Below are 21,019 nucleotides of genomic sequence, written 5' to 3'. Positions count from 1 at the left end.
TTATCCCTGACGCGATAAAGTAACTAGATGACGCTCTCCATCAAGCTCTGGCACTTGCAAAGCTTTAATGTCTGTCACTGAACACCATTCAGGTAACAGGTCGATTTCGTCTCTAGGATGTTGTCCCTTAAGAGCCAAAAATACACCGGATTGCTCTTTAGGTAAATGGTGACACCACTCTACCATGTCTGTCATTGACGCAAATGCACGACTGAGCACTGCATCAAACTTTTCTTCTGGTTGAAATTCTTCAACGCGACTTTGAACCGGTACCACGTTGTCGATAACCAGCTCATGAATCACCTGTTTGATAAAACGAATACGCTTACCTAGGCTGTCTAGCAAGTAAAACTCGCAGTCTGGATTCATGATTGAGAGCGGAATCCCAGGAAGACCAGGTCCCGTACCCACATCGATAAAGCGCTTACCTTGTAAGTGAGTGCTAACAATGATGCTATCTAAGATATGTTTCACCATCATTTCTTGTGGGTCACGAACTGATGTTAGGTTATAAGCTTTGTTCCACTTGTTCAGTAACTCAACGTAGCCAACCAACTGGCCACGTTGTTTTTCAGATACTTCAAGTTCAGTCTGGCCAATAAGGTGATCCAGTTTTTCGCGTAATGCGCTCATTATGCTTCCTCACCTTTTTTCAACAGGCCGTGTTTTTTCAAGTAAACCAACAGAATTGAGATTGCTGCAGGTGTGATACCTGAAATTCGCGAAGCAATACCAATTGAGTCAGGCTTAGCTGTCGTTAGTTTAAGAACCACTTCGTTAGAAAGTCCTTTTACCTTGCTGTAATCGATATCAGCAGGCAGTTTGGTGTTTTCATGACGCAGTGATTTTTCAATTTCGTCTTGTTGACGCTGAATGTAACCATCGTACTTCACTTGGATCTCAACTTGCTCAGACGCTTGTTGATCTTCCAGTGCAGGACCAAAACGATCCAATGCGGTTAACTGTGAATAAGTCATTTCAGGGCGACGAAGAAGATCTTCACCGCTCGCTTCACGAGACATTGGTGTTTTCAGAATTTGGTTCAGTTGATCAATATCTTCAGATTTTGGATTAATCCAAGTCTCTTTCAGACGTTGACGCTCCTTCTCCATGTTTTCCATCTTCTCGTTGAAACGAGCCCAACGAGCGTCATCAACAAGGCCAAGTTCACGCGACTTTTCAGTCAAGCGGATATCGGCGTTGTCTTCACGAAGCAGCAGACGGTATTCCGCGCGAGACGTAAACATGCGGTAAGGTTCTTTGGTACCCATGGTAGATAGGTCGTCGATAAGCACGCCCATGTAAGCTTGGTCACGACGTGGACTCCAGCCTTCTTTGCCTTGAGTAAACAAACTTGCATTCAGACCTGCCATCAAGCCTTGTGCAGCTGCTTCTTCGTAGCCAGTGGTACCGTTGATTTGACCCGCAAAGAATAGACCTTTAATAAACTTAGTTTCGTAAGTCAGCTTAAGGTCGCGAGGATCAAAGAAATCGTACTCAATCGCATAGCCAGGGCGAACGATATGAGCATTTTCAAAGCCCTTCATCGAACGAACAATTTGAACCTGTACATCAAACGGCAGACTGGTAGAGATACCATTCGGGTATAGCTCGTGAGTCGTTAGACCTTCTGGCTCAATAAAAATTTGGTGACTGTTCTTGTCAGCAAAACGCATTACTTTGTCTTCAATCGAAGGGCAGTAACGAGGGCCAATGCCTTCAATCACACCCGCGTACATAGGGCTGCGATCAAGGTTGGCACGAATTACGTCATGCGTATTTTCATTGGTATGCGTGATGTAACATGGAATTTGACGAGGTTGTTGAGCTCGGCTGCCCATGAACGAGAAAACAGGCGTCGGGTTATCACCGTGCTGAACCTCAAGCTCAGAAAAATCAACGCTACGCGCATCGATACGAGGAGGAGTACCTGTTTTCAGGCGATCAACTCGGAATGGAAGATCACGAAGACGGTCAGCCAGTGCGATCGATGGTGGATCACCAGCACGGCCACCTGAAGAACTTTCCATACCAATATGGATCTTGCCGCCTAGGAATGTGCCCACAGTCAGAACCACAGCGCTTGCGCGGAACTTAAGGCCCATCTGCGTTACCACACCTACCACTTGATCCTGTTCAACGATCAAGTCATCAACCGACTGTTGGAACAAAGTCAGGTTTGGCGTGTTTTCAAGAACGTTACGAACAAAGGCTTTGTACAGTGCGCGGTCAGCTTGTGCACGAGTAGCACGAACCGCAGGGCCTTTTGATGCGTTCAATGTTCTGAACTGAATACCTGCATGATCAATAGCTTGCGCCATTAATCCACCCATTGCATCGACCTCTTTTACCAAGTGGCCCTTACCGATCCCGCCAATGGCTGGGTTACAAGACATTTGTCCTAGTGTATCGATATTATGAGTAAGTAATAACGTACTTTGACCAGTACGTGCAGATGCGAGTGCGGCTTCCGTTCCTGCATGGCCACCACCAACAACGATGACGTCAAATTTTTCGTGATAAAGCATGAACCGACCTCAGGTATTCAAACGTTTTCTAGATTGATAAAAAGGAGCGATATTCTACCTGTTTTCATAGCCTGAGAAAACGTTTTTGGGATTTTTCGAAAAAGCTGTTTTTAATTAATATAGATAAGATCTTTAAGGAGATCTTTTATTAGATTTATTATTAGGATCGAGGGTATCTGTGGATAAGTCGGAAATGATCAACGAGATCATGGATCTTTTTTGGATCAAATGATGTGATCTAACTTTGATCAGGATGAGGATTAGCTGGGATCAAAATGGCTACTTATTCACAGGAGGAAATTAGCCTAAAACTTGTTATTTGGATAACTATAGGTTAATCACCGTATATGTATGATCTTATCCACAGAAGAAATTGAAAATAGATCGCTACTTTTCGATGTTTTTGAAAAAAAGTTATTCACAATCACGATGTTCAGAGACAAAAAAAGCGGCATAAGCCGCTTTTTGAGAGAGGAGAGAGGTTAAAACTGGTCGCTATGATCGTTGAACCAAGCTTCTGCTGCGTCTTCTGGTACCGGAGTTTCCAATACATCGATGGTAAAACAGTCAGAAATAGGCTGAGCACCGAGCTCTTTCATCTGGCTGTGGACTGATTTTCCCGCCAAACAGAAGGTATCGTAACTCGAATCACCAAGCGCCACGACAGCAAAGCGAACCGGGCTTAAATCTGGAGATTGCTGGGTCAATGCGTCGATAAACGGCTTAATATTATCTGGAAATTCACCCGCACCATGAGTTGAAGTCACCAGCAACCAAAAGCCTTGTTGGGGAATATCATCGAATTCAGGCTGATTATGAAGGGTGATCTCGTGGCCTTGCTCTTCAAGAAGATCATTAAGGTGATCGCCAACGTACTCTGCACCACCTAAGGTGCTGCCTGTAATAATGTGGATCATTAAGCTGTCCTTACTAAAGAAAAAGGCCAGCATGAGCCGGCCTTTAAAGGTTATTTACCAATACAGAAAGAGGTGAAGATACGGCCGAGTAGGTCATCGGAACTGAATTCACCAGTAATCTCGTTAAGGTGTTGCTGCGTTATACGCAGTTCTTCTGCCAAGATTTCCCCTGCCATATAGCCTTCGAGCTGTTGCTGGCCAATATCTAGATGCTCAGATGCGCGTTCTAGGGCATCTAAGTGGCGACGACGTGCCATGAAGCCACCTTCATTGCCACCAGCAAAGCCCATGCAATCTTTTAAGTGATTACGTAGTGCATCAACGCCTTGTCCCGTCTTTGCTGATAGTCGAATCAGAGTTGGATCATTAACATGGCAAATCCCGAGATCTTCACCGGTTTGATCGGCTTTGTTACGAATCACGGTCATTCCGATGTTATTCGGCAGACGATCAACGAAATCTGGCCAGATATCTTTCGGGTCGGTTGCATCGGTAGTGGTGCCATCGACCATAAATAAAACGCGATCGGCTTGAGCAATTTCTTCCCAAGCGCGTTCAATACCGATTTTTTCGACTTCATCCGAGGCTTCACGCAGGCCTGCGGTATCAATAATGTGCAGTGGCATACCATCAATATGGATATGTTCACGAAGTACATCACGGGTTGTACCTGCAATATCAGTCACAATCGCGGAGTCTTTACCCGATAATGCATTCAGTAAGCTCGACTTACCGGCATTAGGACGACCTGCAATCACCACCTTCATACCTTCACGCATGATGGCACCTTGATTGGCTTCTTGGCGAACCGCTTCGAGGTTGTCGATGATAGCTTGTAAGTCAGCACTTACTTTACCGTCAGCAAGGAAATCAATCTCTTCTTCTGGGAAGTCGATAGCGGCTTCAACATAGATGCGTAAGTGAATCAGAGAGTCCACCAGCGTATTAATGCGTTTCGAGAACTCACCTTGCAACGATTGCAGAGCTGATTTCGCCGCTTCTTCTGAACTGGCATCAATGAGGTCAGCAATCGCTTCTGCTTGGGTTAAATCCATCTTGTCGTTCAAGAAGGCACGCTCCGAGAACTCACCTGGGCGTGCTGCGCGTAGCCCTGGAATAGCGAGGATGCGCTTGATGAGCATATCCATTACCACAGGACCACCGTGGCCTTGCAGCTCTAAAACGTCTTCACCGGTAAACGAGTGCGGGTTAGGAAAGTAAAGCGCGATGCCTTGGTCTAGCTCTAAACCATCGTGAGATTTAAAAGGGGTGTACTCAGCGTAACGTGGTTTCAGTACTTTGCCGGTAACTTCAAGCGCAACTTGGGCTGCTTGTGGGCCTGAAACGCGAATAATACCGACGCCGCCACGGCCGGGTGCAGTCGCTTGAGCAACAATCGTATCTGTAGTCATAGTTGTGCCTGCTAGCATGTGAAAGCCAAAAAGGGGCGCTCACGATTAATCAATTAGCTGAATTGTAATCAGCTAAAAACAAAAAGGCGACCTTTTGGTCGCCTTTCTTTGTCTCTTTCTATTATCGAACTTACTTAGAATGTAAGCCTTTCTTTTCCAGCGCGCGGTAGATAAGCGTTTGCTGAATCAGAGTTACGATGTTCGATACTAGCCAGTATAGAACCAGACCTGAAGGGAAGAACAGGAAGAAGAATGTGAACATAACCGGCATAAAGGTCATGATCTTCTGCTGCATTGGATCCGTTACAGTTGTCGGGCTCATCTTCTGGATTAGGAACATTGAAGCACCCATCAGAAGTGGCAAGATGTAGTATGGGTCTTGTGCTGAAAGGTCAGTAATCCAACCGAAGAACGGTGAGTGACGCAGTTCAACAGACTCCATTAGTGCCCAGTATAGCGAAATGAAGATAGGCATTTGCAGAAGGATAGGTAAACAGCCACCTAGTGGGTTTACTTTCTCTTTCTTGTAAAGCTCCATCATTTCTTGGCTCATGCGTTGACGATCGTCGCCGATACGCTCACGCATTGCAGTCAGCTTAGGCTGAAGCATACGCATTTTCGCCATAGACGTGTACTGAGCTTTCGTTAGTGGGTACATAGCACCACGAACGATGAAAGTTAGACAGATGATTGCCAGACCCCAGTTCACAACGATGCCTTGAATGAACGAAAGCAGAGTATGAAGTGGTTTAGCAATGAACCATAACCAACCGTAGTCAACTACTAGGTCTAGGTTAGGTGCAACAGCAGCCATTTGGTCTTGAAGTTTAGGACCAACCCAAAGCGTTGCTTTGAAGTTTGCTTCGTCGCCAGTAGCGATGGTTTTGTTCGGCATGCGAACACCGATGTCGCCAAGGTTACCAATGACACGAGTGTAAAGGTTGCTGCCTGCTTCGTCGCGTGGGATCCATGCACTTGCAAAGTAGTGCTGAATCATCGCTGCCCAACCTTGACCGTTTGCTAGGTTAAGAGACAGGTTGCGATCTTGCATGTCGTCGAAGCTGTATTTTTTGTAACGCGTATCTTCCGTAGAGTAAGCACCACCACGGTAAGTTGGCATTGTTAGGCTACCGCCGTCATCCATTACGTTCTGACGCAGGTGAGCGTACATGCCGAATGTCGCGTTGTTACCAGAGTTGTTGACTACATCGTATTCAACATCCATTGCGTAGCTGCCACGCTTAAGGATGAATGTTTTCGTGTAATCAAGGCCGTTCGCTTGGTAAGTCATCGGGATGCGTAGTTCATCCTGACCATCAGCAAGCGTGAAGCTGTCTGCTGAAACTGTGTAGCTTGGGCGGTTTGTGCTGCTTAAATCGATACCTTGAGGACCCACTAGACCGCTTTGTGCGATAAATTGGTGACCTGGTTCGTTTTTAAGAAGAACAAACGTATCTTCAGAATCGAACTCAGCAGAGTAATCGTTTAGGTTTGCTTTAACGACATCACCACCAACCGTATCAATTGACAGAGTCAGTACATCAGTTGTTACTGTGATAGTTTTAGCAGAAGAAGCAACTTGACCAGGAGCCGGGTCTAGATCATCTGCATAAGATGGCGCTGGTAGGGTGCTGCCAGATTGTGCCTGCTCAACCGCTTGTGGTGCTGGATTCTGAGCTACGTTCCATTGTTGGAACAGTAGGAAAGAAACCAAAGCCAATGCGATTAACAGGATATTACGTTGAGAATCCATCGTTATTTATCTCTGTCTTGTTTTTGGACTGGTGGAACGGGGTCAAAGCCCCCTTCGTTCAAAGGATGGCATTTTAATAGACGTTTGCCTGATAACCAACACCCTTTTACAAAACCGTGAGCTTTCAACGCTTCTATCGCATATAAAGAGCAGGTTGGAGTAAATCGGCAGCGTGGGCCGATGAGTGGACTAATAAACCATCTATAAAAATAGATGGGTATTAGCGCTATCCACGCGAAGGGCGAGACAGGCGAAGCCATAATTTGTCGAGTAGCTTGAACATTTCTTCATTGCTTAAATCTTGCGCGCTCTTCTTAGCGATTACAACAAAATCTTTGTTAGGAAGTTTGTGTTGAGTGTTACGAAAGCTTTCACGAGTAAGACGCTTGAATCGGTTACGACCCACGGCGGTTTTAATCTGCTTTTTCGGAACGGCTAATCCAAGACGAGGATTTGAAAGAGAGTTATTTCGGGCAATGATGGTGAAATGAGGGGAGCCAGCTCGATGAGCTTGCTTGAAGACATTTTGATAATGTTCGGGAGTTAACAAGCGTAACTCCCGACCGAAGGCTAGCTTATTCAAAATAATCAAAGATTACTTAGAAAGACGCTTACGGCCTTTTGCACGACGTGCATTGATTGTTGCGCGACCGTTCTTAGTAGCCATGCGAGCACGGAAACCGTGAGTACGCTTACGCTTTAGAACTGTAGGTTGAAAAGTGCGTTTCATTGTAATTACCTTACTGATCAGTAGTTTTAGGTTTTTGTTAAACCCGGCGTGGGCATTTTTTCTCTTCTTTATATAAGAAAGGAAAACCGACGCCTCTCAACAAAGAGGCGGAATTGTAATCACTGTCACAAAAAGTGTCAATGATTGGGTTAACTAAAATTCCGGTCGGGGGATTATACGTAGAATAACTAAAATCACAAGGATCCTTAGTCGATCCCAACCTTATTTAAGAATTTTTTTAATTTAGGATCCTGTGGATTACCAAAAATATCCTGTGGAGATCCCTGCTCGATAATATGACCGTCAGCCATGAAGATCACTCGGTCTGCGACCTCTCTCGCGAACTGCATTTCATGGGTAACCACCAGCATGGTTTGATGCTGATTTGCCAGTTTTTTCATTAGGTTAAGCACTTCGCCAACCCACTCAGGATCGAGCGCTGAAGTCGGCTCATCAAACAGTAAAAGCTCGGGTTGTAGTGCCATTGCACGGCCAATACCCACCCGTTGTTGCTGGCCACCAGAGAGCGCGGCTGGGTAGCTATCACCTTTGTCACCTAAGCCAATATCATCAAGTATTTGTTGTGCTTTTTCATGGGCTTGCTGTTTTTTCCAACCACGAACGGTAATTAAACCTTCAGCAATATTCTGTCTCGCGGTTTGGTGAGCGAACAGTGCATAGTTTTGGAACACAAAACCGGTCTTACGACGCAGTGCAAGCACCTCTGCCTTAGTGTGTTTCTGAGTATCAACCTTGATATCATCAATCGAAATCGTGCCTTGATCGGCTTGCTCTAGAAAATTCACACAACGCAGTAGGGTAGATTTACCCGTACCACTTGAACCTATGATGACAATTATCTCACCTTGTTTGATTTCTAGGTCGATCCCTTTCAAAACTTCGGTGTCACCAAACTGCTTGTGGATACTTTGTAATTTGATCATCGTACATACGCCTTATTCAGTTTCACTTCGGCCCAAATTTGAATACGAGTGAGGATAACCACCACGCCCCAGTAAATCAGTGCGACTGCTAAGAAAGCCTCGAAGAAGCGGAAACTTGAAGAAGCCTCCATCTGAGCTTTAGCCATGATTTCGGCGACACCTAGGGTGAAGGCAAGTGAAGTCGACTTGATCATATCGATGAAGTAGTTCATCAACGACGGCAGTGCCACGCGAGTTGCTTGCGGTAAGATCACTCGGCGCATCGCTTGGCTGGTTGTCATACCGACCGAAAGGCTGGCTTCCATCTGGCTGCGATCAATACCGATAATCGCGGCACGAATACTTTCTGCCATATACGCGGCAAAGTGCAGGGTTAAGCCAATCACAGCGGCGCTGAAGGCATCCAACCCAACCATCCACGGGAAGACTTGTGGTAAGCCGTAATAAAGGAGGAACAGCTGCACCAACAGTGGTGTGCCTCGGAAGAAGCTAATGTACAGCTGGCTCAGTTGGTCGAGCACTGGGATTTTGAATACACGAATATTCGCCAGTATCAGAGACAGGATCAGAGCAAAGAACAAGCCCCAGGTCGCCATCTCCATCGTGGTGCCTAAATACTTCAGTAGTATTGGCAACAGCTCTAGCATGTAATTAAAGTCAAATCCCATAATCTATCTCGTATTTTTATTGGCAGTGTTGTTCTATATGTAAGTACTGTTGTATCAGGTTTTTTAATCAGTGCACAAAAGCAAAAAGCCCACCGCTGTATAAAGCAGTGGGCCTTGAATGGAGAAAGTGAGTAATTACTTCTGAGTAATGTCCGCACCAAACCATTTCTGAGAGATACTTTCTAGCGTACCATCTGCGCGCATTGCTGCTAATGCTTCATTTACTTCTGCTTGCAGTTTTTTGCCGTTATCGTTGTCGACGAAAGGCCAAGCGTTTTCAATTGTTTCGAATGGCTGACCTGCTAGTTGTAATGGTAGACCAGTCTTCTTGATAAGCTCTAGTGCTGATAGGCGATCCATTACGAATGCATCGGCACGACCCAGTGCCACGTCATGTTCAATACCTGTATCGTAGGTTTTTACATTGATCTTGCCATCTTTGTCGTAGCTGCGAAGCAGTTGTTCAAAGTTTGAGCCTAGGTTTACCGCAACCGTCTTGCCATCAAGGTCTTCGATGCCTTTAATGCTGTCATTACCTTTACGAACGGTAATTTGTGCGCCGTCTACTACGTATGGGTCTGCGAATAGGTATTTCGCTTTACGTGCATCCGTCATTGTAATTTGGTTTGAAATGGTATCGATGCGACCCGTTTCAAGAAGACCAAACAGACCAGAGAAGTTTGCCGTTACGTATTCAACCTTGTAATCGTTACGCTTACCGATCTCATCCCATAAATCCACTTCAAAACCCTGTAGCTGGTCTTGTTTAACGAACGTAAACGGGAAATAGCGACCAGACATGCCGACTTTAACTTCAGTCGCAGCTTGAACAGTAGCAGCAGAGAGTGCGATAGCCGCAATTGCAGCCTTAATCCAGTTATTCATTTGGTAACTCCTTATATTTATGGGGTTGGATGTTACTGGGAAAATGCTCACTAGAATAAATAACCAGATGTTATTAACCATAACCAGATTGAATTCCCGATTTGGGGATAACTAGCAAGGATCCGGGCATAAGTGGATCATTGTGTGAGTAAATTAGGGGCAAGATGTGTGGATCCACCGATAAATTACAAATTTATTGTGAATAACTTGGATCTTATTCACTGGATCTGTGATCAATTGCTGGTGATCTGACTTATCAACAGGTAAAATTAGCGGTCATTTCATATTACTTTAAATAGAGTGAGGGCACCGTGTCATCTTCGCTTTGGTTGCAGTGTTTGCAACAGCTTCAAGAAGAGTTACCAGCTACAGAATTCAGTATGTGGGTTCGTCCGTTACAAGCGGAACTCAATGACAATACTCTAACTCTATTTGCACCGAACCGTTTCGTACTCGATTGGGTTCGTGATAAGTATCTAAATAGCATTAACCGTCTGCTGCAAGAATATTGCGGTAACGATATCCCACATCTTCATTTTGAAGTGGGAAGCAAGCGTGTGATTGCACCAAAGCCTGCGACACCGACACCAACTCAGACTCGCACTGCAGCTGATGTGGCCGCTGAGTCATCAGCACCTGCGCAATTACAAGCTCGCAAACCTGTCCATAATATCTGGCGTGATGAAGAGCCTGTCGCGGTTGACTTGAATCACCGCTCAAACGTGAACCCAAAACATAAGTTCAATAACTTTGTTGAAGGTAAGTCGAACCAACTCGGTTTGGCTGCGGCACGTCAGGTTTCTGATAACCCAGGTACAGCCTACAACCCGTTGTTCCTATACGGCGGCACTGGTTTAGGTAAAACGCACTTGTTGCATGCGGTGGGTAACGCCATTGTTGATAATAAGCCGAATGCGAAAGTGGTTTACATGCACTCAGAGCGTTTTGTTCAGGATATGGTAAAGGCTCTGCAAAACAACGCGATCGAAGAATTTAAGCGCTACTACCGTAGTGTTGATGCATTGCTTATCGATGACATCCAATTCTTTGCTAATAAAGAGCGTTCTCAAGAAGAGTTCTTCCATACCTTTAACGCGCTGCTTGAAGGCAATCAACAGATCATCCTAACGTCTGACCGTTATCCAAAAGAGATCAACGGGGTAGAAGATCGTCTTAAATCTCGTTTCGGCTGGGGTTTGACGGTAGCGATTGAGCCACCAGAGCTTGAGACACGTGTTGCGATCTTGATGAAGAAAGCCGAAGACCACCAAATTCACCTTGCGGATGAAGTGGCGTTCTTTATTGCCAAGCGTCTACGCTCTAACGTTCGTGAACTGGAAGGCGCATTGAACCGTGTTATTGCGAATGCAAACTTCACTGGCCGCCCGATCACGATCGATTTCGTGCGTGAAGCACTGCGTGACTTACTTGCCCTGCAAGAAAAACTGGTCACTATTGATAACATTCAAAAGACAGTAGCCGAGTACTACAAAATCAAAGTCGCTGATCTATTGTCTAAGCGTCGTTCTCGTTCTGTTGCTCGTCCACGTCAATTGGCGATGGCACTGGCGAAAGAGCTAACAAACCACAGCTTGCCTGAGATTGGCGATGCATTCGGTGGTCGTGACCACACGACGGTACTGCATGCTTGTCGTAAGATTGCTCAGCTGCGTGAAGAGAGCCACGACATTAAAGAAGATTATTCGAACTTGATTCGTACCCTTTCTTCTTAATACACAGTATTCTTAACCTTAATAAGCAGAATCTTGGCCACGTACTATTACGCAGTGCCATTTAGACCGTAAGAGCAAGATATGAAATTTACCATTGAACGTAGTCACCTGATTAAGCCATTACAACAAGTATCTGGCGCACTCGGTGGCAGGCCAACGCTTCCAATTCTAGGAAACCTACTGATTAAAGTAGAAGATAACGTGTTGTCGATGACAGCGACGGATCTAGAAGTTGAATTGATCAGCCGTGTAACGCTTGAAGGTGATTTCGAAGCGGGCAGCATTACCGTACCTTCACGTAAGTTCCTAGATATCTGTCGCGGTTTGCCAGATAACTCAGTGATCACGGTGGTATTGGATGGTGACCGTATTCAGGTTCGCTCTGGTCGTAGCCGCTTCTCTTTAGCAACATTACCTGCGGCAGATTTTCCAAATATTGAAGACTGGAGCAGTGAAGTTGAAGTGTCAGTGACACAAGCTGAACTTCGCGGTCTTATCGAGAAAACACAATTCTCAATGGCGAACCAAGATGTTCGTTACTACCTCAACGGTATGTTGTTTGAGATTGAAGGCTCTATCCTGCGCAGCGTAGCGACCGATGGTCACCGTATGGCAGTATCTCAAGCACAACTGGGTGCGGATTTTGCTCAGAAGCAGATCATTGTTCCTCGTAAAGGTGTTCAAGAGTTAGTGAAGCTATTGGATGCACCTGAACAGCCAGTAACACTGCAAATTGGTAACTCTAACGTGCGAGCTGAAGTGAACAACTATGTCTTCACTTCTAAGCTGGTTGATGGTCGTTTCCCTGATTATCGCCGCGTAATGCCGCAAAATACCACCAAGACACTTGAAGCTGGCTGTGATGAATTACGTTCAGCATTTTCTCGTGCTGCGATTCTATCGAATGAAAAATTCCGTGGTGTTCGCGTTAACCTTGCGGATAGCGAGATGCGCATTACCGCGAACAACCCAGAGCAAGAAGAAGCAGAAGAAGTTCTCGATGTTAACTTCGACGGTGACGCGCTAGAGATTGGCTTCAACGTAAGCTACGTATTGGATGTTCTGAACACACTGCGTTGTGAACAGGTTCGCATCTCAATGTCAGACGCCAATGCGAGTGCTCTTATCGAGAACGCACAAGATGACAGCGCGATGTACGTTGTTATGCCAATTCGCTTATAAGCAGCCCTATGTTGACCTACCGAGTCGTGATTGAAGATTAATATGAAGACGTTATGCCTTTATCGCGCTTAATCGTTAAGCAGTTTAGAAATATTGAAGCCTGTGACATTCAACCGTCATCAGGCTTTAACTTTCTTATAGGGGCTAACGGAAGCGGCAAAACCAGTGTCCTTGAAGCTGTGTATCTGCTCGGACATGGTCGCTCATTCAAGAGTTCACTTACCGGTCGTATCATACAAAACGAGTGTAGTGAGCTGTTTGTACATGGCCGTTTTATGACCTCGGATCAATTTGAGCTGCCAATTGGCATTAATAAGCAGCGCGATGGCACGACAGAGGTTAAAATAAGCGGTCAAACTGGGCAAAAGTTGGCTCAGTTAGCTCAAGTCTTACCTTTGCAGTTGATTCACCCTGAAGGGTTTGATTTACTAACCGATGGACCTAAGCATCGCCGAGCATTCATTGATTGGGGAGTCTTCCACAGTGAGTCGGGCTTTTATGATGCGTGGGGCAGGGTAAAGCGCCTCAATAAGCAGCGAAACGCCTTATTGAAAACGGCAACGCACTATCGAGAGCTGAGCTATTGGGACCAAGAATTGGCCCGTTTAGCAGAAAGCATCAGTCAGTGGCGTGCCACCTACGTTGATCAGCTCAAAGAAGTCGCCGAAGAAATCTGTGCGACCTTTCTTCCTGAGTTTGAGATAAAGATTAACTACTATCGTGGCTGGGACAAAGACACCCCGTACGCCGATATATTAGAAAAGAATTTTGAAAGGGATCAGCAGCTTGGTTACACCTTTAGTGGGCCAAACAAAGCGGATCTGAAGATAAAAGTGAACGGCACTCCAGTGGAAGATGTCTTGTCACGAGGTCAATTGAAGTTGATGGTGTGCGCGCTACGAGTAGCACAAGGGCAACACCTCACTCAAATGACAGGTAAGCAGTGCATCTATTTGATAGATGACTTCGCTTCCGAATTAGATAGCCAACGCCGAGCACGTCTTGCTGAGTGTTTAAAGGCGACCCAGGCTCAAGTTTTTGTAAGCTCTATTACCGCTGATCAGATTGCAGATATGCATGACGAAAATAGCAGGATGTTTCATGTGGAACATGGCAAAATAGAGCAAGGATAATTAGTCAGAGAGTAACTATGTCAGATAATTACGATTCATCGAGTATTAAAGTACTGAAGGGTCTGGATGCGGTACGTAAGCGTCCTGGAATGTACATTGGCGACACGGATGATGGTACCGGTCTGCACCACATGGTTTTTGAGGTGGTAGATAACTCTATTGATGAAGCGCTAGCTGGTCACTGTAATGACATCATTGTAACTATCCATGAAGATAGTTCTGTGTCTGTGAGCGATGACGGCCGTGGTATTCCAACAGAATTGCACCCAGAAGAAAACGTATCTGCAGCCGAAGTAATCATGACGGTTCTTCACGCTGGTGGTAAGTTCGATGATAACTCGTACAAGGTATCTGGTGGTCTGCACGGTGTTGGTGTTTCAGTAGTTAACGCACTTTCTAAGCAAGTTACTCTTACTATCCACCGCGGTGGCAAAATCCACACTCAAACCTACAGCCACGGTGAGCCTCAAGCGCCACTAGCGGTTATCGGTGACACGGATAAAACAGGTACAGAGATTCGTTTCTGGCCGAGTGAAGAAACCTTCACTAACATCGAGTTCCATTACGACATTTTAGCTAAGCGTCTACGTGAGCTATCATTCTTGAACTCAGGTGTATCAATTAAGCTAATTGACGAGCGCGAAGAAGACAAAATGGATCACTTCGAATACGAAGGCGGTATCCAAGCGTTTGTTGAACACCTTAATACTAACAAAACGCCAATCATCCAAAAAATCTTCCACTTTAACTCTGAGCGCGAAGACGGTATTACCGTTGAAGTTGCGATGCAGTGGAATGACGGCTACCAAGAAAACATCTACTGTTTCACCAACAACATCCCTCAACGCGATGGTGGTGCTCACTTAGCAGGTTTCCGTGCGGCGCTAACGCGTACTCTGAACAGCTTCATGGACAAGGAAGGCTTCTCTAAGAAAGCGAAGACTGCGACCTCTGGTGATGATGCTCGTGAAGGTCTGACGGCGATTGTTTCTGTTAAAGTGCCTGATCCTAAGTTCTCAAGCCAAACTAAAGATAAGCTGGTTTCTTCAGAAGTGAAGTCTGCCGTTGAATCTACAATGGGTGAGAAGTTGTCTGAGTTCCTTATTGAGAACCCAGGTGAAGCGAAAACAGTTTGTTCTAAAATTATTGATGCAGCACGTGCTCGTGATGCAGCGCGTAAAGCTCGTGAAATGACTCGTCGTAAAGGCGCATTAGATTTAGCGGGTCTTCCTGGTAAGCTTGCTGACTGTCAGGAAAAAGATCCTGCACTGTCTGAACTATATATTGTGGAAGGAGACTCTGCTGGCGGTTCAGCTAAGCAGGGGCGTAACCGTAAGAACCAAGCAATCCTACCGCTGAAAGGTAAAATCCTTAACGTAGAGAAAGCACGTTTCGATAAAATGCTGTCTTCTCAAGAAGTAGCAACGCTAATCACCGCTCTTGGTTGTGGTATTGGTCGTGACGAATACAACCCAGATAAACTGCGTTACCACAACATCATCATCATGACCGATGCCGATGTCGATGGTTCTCACATCCGTACCCTGCTACTGACGTTCTTCTACCGTCAAATGCCAGAGCTGATTGAACGTGGCTACATCTACATTGCTCAACCGCCACTTTACAAAGTGAAGAAAGGTAAGCAAGAGCAGTACATTAAAGATGAAGATGCGATGAACCAGTATCAAGTATCTTTGGCTTTAGACAACGCAGAACTGCACGTAAACCCTGAAGCGCCAGCATTTGCAGGTGAAGGTTTAGAGAAGCTTGTTCAGCAATACAATGCAGGCATCAAGCTTGTTGATCGTATGAGCCGCCGTTACCCACGCGCATTGGTTCACGAACTGATTTACGTTCCTCGTCTAACGGCCGAGCAGTGTCATGATGACGCGGCAGTTGAAGCTTGGGGTAAGCAGCTTGTTGAACAGCTAAACGCGAAAGAAGTAGGTGCAAGCCAATACAGCCTTGAAGTTGAAAAACACGAAGAGCTAGGCTTAAGCGTTCCTAAGATTGTGGTTCGTACTCATGGTGTGACTCATGAACACCTACTAAGCATCGATCTTATTAACTCTAAAGAGTTTGGTAAGCTAGCGGATCTTTCTGAAGCTCTTGATGGCTTGATTGAAGAAGGCGCTTACATTAAGCGTGGTGAGCGTACTCAAGAAGTTTCTAGCTTCGTTGATGCTCTGAACTGGTTAGTGAAAGAGTCTCGTCGTGGTCTAAGCCTACAGCGATACAAAGGTCTAGGTGAGATGAACCCTGATCAACTTTGGGAAACCACGATGGATCCTGAAACTCGCCGTATGATGCAAGTAACAATTGAAGACGCTGTTGGTGCTGATTTGTTGTTTACGACGCTAATGGGTGACCAAGTTGAACCTCGTCGTAACTTCATCGAAGAGAATGCACTGAAAGTAGCAAACCTAGACGTTTAGTCTCTTTGATACTTCGCTCTTTGGCTTAATTTCTGTGTCAGAGGTGCTCACATACATTCGTATGCTCCGCGCCTCTTCCTTGAACTAAAGCCAAATAGCTTCGTCTCAAAAAACTAAAATCATGTTAAAGCACTATCCTTTGGATGGTGCTTTTTTATGTTTGTAAGATATTGAAAAATATTGAGTTGCAAAAATAATTGAAAATAACCCCTTGAAACTATTTTGCTCAATCCATATATCTATTTGTGAAGAGGATGACTGTCTTGCTCTACAAGAGAAGAAACAGAACCTTCATTACCGCTAACGAAGTATCGCTCAATAGAGGATAACTTTGGCAGCACACAACTTAAAAATTGATTCATTGCCATGTCCCAGCGTTGTCGCCAATAGAGGTGAAACCCGAGGAATGCGAATTGAATCTCTTAGCTGTTTACTGGGTCACACACAGGTTAGATCCAAGTAAAATTCGCAGCTAAGACTATTGCTTACTAAAAGGATAGCATTATGAGAACTGTAGATTTCACTCCACTTTACCGCAACGCAATCGGCTTCGATCGTCTATTCAACATGATGGAAGCGAATACATCGAAGAACTCTTCTGGCGGTTACCCTCCATACAACATCGAGCAAAAAGACGAGAACAACTACCGTATTACTATGGCAGTCGCTGGTTTTGCTGATGACCAATTAGATCTGACTCAGAAAGAGAACATGCTAATTGTGAAAGGTGAGCGTAAAGCAGAAGCAGAGAAAACCTTCGTATACCAAGGTATCGCAGAGCGCGATTTCGAGCGTAAATTCCAACTGGCTGACTACGTAAAAGTGGTAGGTGCAAGCATGGAAAATGGTCTTCTTCACATCGACCTCGAACGCGAAATCCCAGAAGCGATGCAACCACGTAAGATTGCTATCAATGGTAATAGTTTACTAGAAGGCTAATTACTGTTAGCTCCTTAGAGCTAAAAAATATCGGGAAGTAAAAGTGAAAGAGCACCTAATGAGGTGCTCTTTTTGTATTTGACCTGCGGTAAGCTAAAAGCTCTTATTACTGCTCTGAGTAAGCCTTTTTCACTTCTTCAGCAATGATAGCAATGCCTTTCTGCATCGCCTCATCATCTTGTACGTAGTTCATGCGTAAGCACTGGTGAGCATGATCCCACTCGTCTTCTTGGCCGATAAAGAAGTATTCACCCGGAACAATCAATACGCCGCGAGCTTTAAGGCGGTCGTACAGTTCCATTGTGGTGATCGGCAGCTCATCAAACCATAGCCATAAGAAGATAGCGCCTTCAGGCTTGTGAATACGGAAGCGAGGGTCGTCGATAGCGTCTTGTAACAGTTCAACTGCACGTAGTGACTTATCTTTATAGAAAGGTTTGATTACCTCGCTACTTAAGCGCAGTAAATCGCCTTTTTCAATCATGTGATTGGCAATTGCAGGGCCAACACTGTTTGGCGCTAAGCTAATGATGCCATTCATGTTGGTCAATGCTTGTGTTACTTCTTCACTCGCAATTACGATACCGCAACGCACACCCGGCAAACCAAGCTTAGAAAGGCTCATGCACAGAATCGTATTTTCATTCCAGAACGGTTCGACATCTTCAAAGATGATGTTAGGAAACGGCAGGCCGTAAGCATTGTCGATCAGCAGTGGGATGTTGTTTTCACGCGCCAGTTTATCCAGTTTACGCACTTCTTCGTCGGTCAGTACGTTACCCGTTGGGTTGGTTGGACGAGATGCACAGATAGCCGCGACTGAGTCATCAACCTTTAGTTGTTCAAAATCAACGTGGTATTTAAACTGACGGTTTTCTAGCAGTTCGATCTCTGGGTGGTAAGAGATAAAAATATCGTCATCAATACCCGCGTCGCCGTAGCCGATGTATTCCGGTGCGATCGGCAGTAGGATTTTCTTATGTGAGCCGTCAGGCTGTTGGCCTGCTAGCAGGTTGAATAGGTAGAAGAAGCCACTTTGACTGCCATTAGTCAGGCTGATGTTCTTCTCGCTGATGTCCCAACCGTAGGTCTCTTTCAGCATTGCCGCTAACGATTTGATGAAGCTGTCTTTACCCTGCGGACCATCGTAGTTGGCGAGGGCGGCGATGAGTTCTCCACTGGCGAGCATGTCGGCACTGGCTTGGTTAAAGTAATCGAGCATGGCAGGGATAGCGGCTGGGTTGCCACCACCGAGCATGATAGCGCCAGGAGTGCGCAGGCCATCATTCAAATCATCCATTAAACGAGTGATTCCAGAGTATCGATTAAACTTTTCGCCAAACTTAGAGAACTGCATTACTAATTTTACCTAATTCATTGTGATTGCTTGTTACGTGTCATTAAGGCAGACCTTATGTCTGCCATCAGTGTATTCCTTGAACATACCGCAATGTTTTTGCGACGCATAGCGCCAAATGCTCTAACACGTAAAAAACTTCTATAAAGTTTGGTTAATGAGTGACAGCTTGCTTATTGAACGTACCTTTAGCGATAAAAAAAGGAGAAGCCTAAGCTTCCCCTTTAGTTTCTGGTGTTTATGTTAATGAAGGTTTACTTCGATCCGGTATAAACGATTAATACCTTGTCATCTTGGTATTGGCGTTCGAACGCATAGTAGCCCTTGATGTTACGGATGATGTGCTTACCTTGGGCTACTGCTGGGTGGCGTTGGCGGAATTGGCCAAGCGCTTGCCAGTGTTCTAGCAGCTCTGCACGTTCGCCAGTGATTTGATCCCAAGGCATGTCTGAGCGTGTGCCTTGCATTGGATCAGAACCCGTTGGGCCGAAATCACGAGCGATTTCATCACCGTAATAGATCTGCACCGCACCGGGAGCCAGCATCAACGCGTTTGCAGCTTTGGTTTGTTTTGCAAAGTCACTGCCATGTTGTGTCCAGAATAGCGAGGTGTCGTGAGACGAAAGGTAACTCAGTACGTTGAACTCGCTGTCGTTGTTGATCTTCTCTGAGTATCGAAGGTAATCAGCATCAAGATCGGATAGGCACTTGAGCGCCTTTGGTGCGATATCACTCTGGAATTCAAAGTTGATGATCGAATCAAATCCGTTAGCGAAGTAATCTGATTTGACGACGCTGTGTGCCCATACTTCGCCAGTCATCCAGAAGGGTAAGTCATCCAAGGCCTTGTCTGGGTTGTTCTGTTTCCACTCGGCAAGTGCTTGGTTGGTGCTCTCTTTCAGTTCTGCCCATGCTTCGAGTTCAACGTGTTTAGCGGTATCGACCCTGAAACCATCGACACCATATTCGCGCACCCAATCTGATAACCAAGTGATTAAATGGTCACGAGGTGTTTTGAGTTCATCGGTCGTGCTGGTGGACTTATTGCGATAGAAATTAGGCAGCCCGGTTGTTTCTGTCGACTCTGTTTTGAAATCGGGCAGGTGCGCCAAAGACATGGTGAGGTTATTGTAACCCGGAGAGTCATAGGCGCCGATATCGCTGCGCAACCAAGCTTTGCCCCACCACTTTTCCCACGCTTCTTTGTCGCTGTAAGAGATGTAGTTGTTGAAGTAGTGCCAGTTCTGACCTTTAGCGGGTTGCCAATCTGTCCAGTTTTCGCCAAGCGTTTTTGTTGCTTCCTCATCAGTTAGGTTGAGCTTACCAAAATTAAACTCTTGCATGTCGGCAAGCGTTGCATAGCCCGTGTGGTTCATTACCACATCCCAAACAACGCGAATGCCTTTGCTGTGCGCGGTATCGATGAAGGTTTTCAGCTCGTCTTCGGTGCCCATGTTGTCATCGAGCTTAGTCCAATCTTGATGGTAGTAGCCGTGGTAGCCGTAGTGTTTGAAGTCACCTCGATCACCGCCGCCAACCCAGCCGTGGATTTGCTCTAACGGAGATGTTATCCAGATAGCATTAGCCCCGAGTGATTCTATGTAATCGAGCTTTTCAGTTAATCCGGCCAAGTCACCACCGTGGAAGGTGCCGATTTCGTCTTGTCCATCTTGGCTGCGACCGTAACTGTTGTCGTTATCAGGATTACCATTGTGGAAACGGTCAGTCATTACGAAGTAAACCGTGGCGTTATCCCAACTAAAGTCTGCCTTGGTTTCTGGTTCTACTTTCTCAAGCAGCAGAACACCTTGGCTGTTTTCTGCAGGCTGCATGGTGACGCTGCCATTCGTTACTGTGACTTGTTTGCCTGAAAGAGCGTCTCTTACCACGGTGCCATCATCAAAGGTTTGAGTAACATCGATGGTGGTTGGTTGGTCACTGGGTACAGGGCAGGCAAAGCTTTGAACTTGTTGTTGCTTCGGCTTTATCTGAACCGTGAGTTCATTGGTCTGTGGGTTGAGCGTGAATTGATAAGTGTTAGCGCGAAAGACTTTTATGGCGATCTCAGATTTCTCGGCGCAGTCGTTTAGGCGAAGGGGTTTATTGAATTTGATGCGATTCTCTTCGGCCAGCGCATAGTTGGTGCCACAGGTATTTTGAGTATCGCTGATAGAGAAGGTATAGCTACCTTTCGCGAGTTCCTGTTCTGCAATCACGGTGCCTTTACCGGATGATTCGAATACGACAGTGTCGTTATCAATCGTCAGTAATAGGTTGTTGTCACTGGTTTGGCTGCATGCGCTGAGTGCGAGCATTGAAAGCGCGAGTACTGTTTTTTTCATTGTTCCCTTCCCCTGAATAAACAGGTCAGTTATAGCAAACAATGCCCTCTACAGTCTGAGT

The 21,019-nt window shown here is 45.7% G+C and carries 19 protein-coding genes; 5 read left to right on the top strand and 14 right to left on the bottom strand.

The genetic code is table 11. The features are described from left to right. The 11 genes from rsmG to AB6E78_RS10180 form a co-directional block, all read right to left on the bottom strand. Window positions 1-633 (bottom strand): 16S rRNA (guanine(527)-N(7))-methyltransferase RsmG, encoded by a 633-nt coding sequence (gene rsmG / locus AB6E78_RS10230; protein WP_372133397.1) that lies wholly within the window; start codon window positions 631-633, stop codon window positions 1-3. Beyond that, window positions 633-2,528, bottom strand: a complete 1,896-nt coding sequence (gene mnmG / locus AB6E78_RS10225) for a tRNA uridine-5-carboxymethylaminomethyl(34) synthesis enzyme MnmG (protein ID WP_017058802.1) — start codon at window positions 2,526-2,528, stop codon at window positions 633-635. The genes rsmG and mnmG overlap by 1 nt, the downstream gene beginning before the upstream one ends. Window positions 2,529-3,010: 482 nt before the next feature. Next, window positions 3,011-3,445 carry an FMN-binding protein MioC gene (mioC, locus tag AB6E78_RS10220; RefSeq protein ID WP_017058804.1) on the bottom strand — a complete coding sequence of 145 codons (435 nt, stop codon included), beginning with the start codon at window positions 3,443-3,445 and terminating at the stop codon, window positions 3,011-3,013. A 50-nt stretch (window positions 3,446-3,495) separates the two neighbouring features. Continuing rightward, window positions 3,496-4,857 (bottom strand): tRNA uridine-5-carboxymethylaminomethyl(34) synthesis GTPase MnmE, encoded by a 1,362-nt coding sequence (mnmE, locus tag AB6E78_RS10215; protein WP_029235098.1) that lies wholly within the window; start codon window positions 4,855-4,857, stop codon window positions 3,496-3,498. Window positions 4,858-4,987: 130 nt separating this feature from the next. Continuing rightward, window positions 4,988-6,610: a membrane protein insertase YidC gene (gene yidC, locus AB6E78_RS10210; RefSeq protein ID WP_017058806.1), complete on the bottom strand. Its 1,623-nt coding sequence runs from the start codon at window positions 6,608-6,610 to the stop codon at window positions 4,988-4,990. A gap of 2 nt (window positions 6,611-6,612) precedes the next feature. Then, entirely contained in the window at window positions 6,613-6,870 is a 258-nt protein-coding gene (gene yidD / locus AB6E78_RS10205; protein ID WP_004735802.1) for a membrane protein insertion efficiency factor YidD, read from the bottom strand. Next, window positions 6,837-7,160 carry a ribonuclease P protein component gene (gene rnpA, locus AB6E78_RS10200; protein WP_017055478.1) on the bottom strand — a complete coding sequence of 108 codons (324 nt, stop codon included), beginning with the start codon at window positions 7,158-7,160 and terminating at the stop codon, window positions 6,837-6,839. The genes yidD and rnpA overlap by 34 nt, the downstream gene beginning before the upstream one ends. A 45-nt stretch (window positions 7,161-7,205) precedes the next feature. Continuing rightward, on the bottom strand, window positions 7,206-7,340 hold the full coding sequence (gene rpmH, locus AB6E78_RS10195) for a 50S ribosomal protein L34 (protein ID WP_004735800.1): 135 nt from the start codon (window positions 7,338-7,340) through the stop codon (window positions 7,206-7,208). Window positions 7,341-7,546: 206 nt separating this feature from the next. Next, the gene (locus AB6E78_RS10190) at window positions 7,547-8,284 is read right to left on the bottom strand and encodes an amino acid ABC transporter ATP-binding protein (protein WP_017063027.1); all 738 of its coding nucleotides are present in this window, start codon (window positions 8,282-8,284) and stop codon (window positions 7,547-7,549) included. After that, window positions 8,281-8,952, bottom strand: coding sequence for an amino acid ABC transporter permease (locus tag AB6E78_RS10185; RefSeq protein ID WP_009848134.1), 672 nt, complete (start codon window positions 8,950-8,952; stop codon window positions 8,281-8,283). Before AB6E78_RS10185 ends, AB6E78_RS10190 begins: the two co-directional genes overlap by 4 nt. Before the next feature lie 135 nt (window positions 8,953-9,087). Continuing rightward, window positions 9,088-9,837, bottom strand: coding sequence for an amino acid ABC transporter substrate-binding protein (locus AB6E78_RS10180; RefSeq protein ID WP_009848135.1), 750 nt, complete (start codon window positions 9,835-9,837; stop codon window positions 9,088-9,090). Between the two features lie 311 nt (window positions 9,838-10,148). Here AB6E78_RS10180 and dnaA point away from each other — a divergent pair, with 311 nt between their 5' ends. From dnaA to gyrB, 4 genes are all read left to right on the top strand, one after another. Beyond that, entirely contained in the window at window positions 10,149-11,570 is a 1,422-nt protein-coding gene (gene dnaA, locus AB6E78_RS10175; protein WP_017058808.1) for a chromosomal replication initiator protein DnaA, read from the top strand. 81 nt (window positions 11,571-11,651) lie between these two features. Next, window positions 11,652-12,752 carry a DNA polymerase III subunit beta gene (gene dnaN, locus AB6E78_RS10170; protein WP_017058809.1) on the top strand — a complete coding sequence of 367 codons (1,101 nt, stop codon included), beginning with the start codon at window positions 11,652-11,654 and terminating at the stop codon, window positions 12,750-12,752. Between the two features lie 53 nt (window positions 12,753-12,805). Beyond that, complete coding sequence (recF, locus tag AB6E78_RS10165; RefSeq protein WP_017058810.1) at window positions 12,806-13,885, top strand: DNA replication/repair protein RecF; 1,080 nt, start codon at window positions 12,806-12,808, stop codon at window positions 13,883-13,885. A gap of 17 nt (window positions 13,886-13,902) precedes the next feature. Continuing rightward, window positions 13,903-16,320, top strand: a complete 2,418-nt coding sequence (gene gyrB, locus AB6E78_RS10160) for a DNA topoisomerase (ATP-hydrolyzing) subunit B (RefSeq protein WP_017058811.1) — start codon at window positions 13,903-13,905, stop codon at window positions 16,318-16,320. A 239-nt stretch (window positions 16,321-16,559) separates the two neighbouring features. Here gyrB and AB6E78_RS10155 read toward each other — a convergent pair whose 3' ends face one another. Continuing rightward, a complete protein-coding gene (locus AB6E78_RS10155) occupies window positions 16,560-16,682 on the bottom strand; it encodes a hypothetical protein (protein WP_267869012.1) in 123 nt (40 codons plus the stop codon). A 142-nt stretch (window positions 16,683-16,824) separates the two neighbouring features. Between AB6E78_RS10155 and AB6E78_RS10150 the strand changes: the two genes are divergently transcribed. Beyond that, window positions 16,825-17,259 (top strand): Hsp20 family protein, encoded by a 435-nt coding sequence (locus tag AB6E78_RS10150; protein ID WP_009848140.1) that lies wholly within the window; start codon window positions 16,825-16,827, stop codon window positions 17,257-17,259. Window positions 17,260-17,365: 106 nt separating this feature from the next. On the opposite strand, the gene AB6E78_RS10145 is transcribed toward AB6E78_RS10150, so the two are convergent. Together AB6E78_RS10145 and AB6E78_RS10140 are read right to left on the bottom strand one after the other, a co-directional pair. Next, entirely contained in the window at window positions 17,366-18,616 is a 1,251-nt protein-coding gene (locus tag AB6E78_RS10145) for a valine--pyruvate transaminase (protein WP_048611244.1), read from the bottom strand. 254 nt (window positions 18,617-18,870) lie between these two features. Next, window positions 18,871-20,958, bottom strand: coding sequence for an alpha-amylase (locus AB6E78_RS10140; RefSeq protein ID WP_372133400.1), 2,088 nt, complete (start codon window positions 20,956-20,958; stop codon window positions 18,871-18,873). Between the last annotated feature and the right edge of the window lie 61 nt (window positions 20,959-21,019).

Origin of the sequence: Vibrio sp. 10N.247.310.98 (assembly GCF_041467395.1) — a bacterium.
Classification (GTDB): domain Bacteria; phylum Pseudomonadota; class Gammaproteobacteria; order Enterobacterales; family Vibrionaceae; genus Vibrio; species Vibrio crassostreae_C.
The sequence above is the reverse complement of the archived record's forward strand: the minus strand, read 5'-3'. Positions and strand labels throughout refer to the sequence as shown.